The sequence below is a fragment of the Parvimonas sp. D9 genome, assembly GCF_035282565.1.
GTDB classification, from domain to species: domain Bacteria; phylum Bacillota; class Clostridia; order Tissierellales; family Peptoniphilaceae; genus Parvimonas; species Parvimonas micra.
Genome location: NZ_JAYKBM010000157.1, coordinates 1 through 270 on the forward strand (window position 1 = coordinate 1; position 270 = coordinate 270).

The following is a 270-nucleotide window of genomic DNA, read 5'->3' on the forward strand; positions in this document are numbered from 1 at the left end:
GGCACGTGCAATAGATAAACGTTGTTTCTCCCCGCCACTTAGTTTGAGACCGCCTTCCCCAATCATTGTATCCAGCCCTTTTTCTGCACGCGATAAAAGGTTGTCGCAGCTGGCTTTATGAAGGGCTTCCAGCAGGTCTTCCTCGGTGGCATCAGGATACACAAAGCTGAGGTTTTCTCGTATGGTTCCCGCAAACAGTTGGGTGTCTTGCGTTACAAAGCCGATTTGATTTCGCAATTCATCAAAATTCATGTCTGCCCCATTCACTTT

Annotated in this window: 1 protein-coding gene; it reads right to left on the bottom strand. The window is 47.8% G+C overall.

From position 1 onward, the window contains the following. A partial coding sequence (locus VJI94_RS08405; RefSeq protein ID WP_416383684.1) for an ATP-binding cassette domain-containing protein occupies positions 1-267 on the bottom strand: 267 nt, incomplete at its 3' end. Positions 268-270 lie beyond the last annotated feature (3 nt).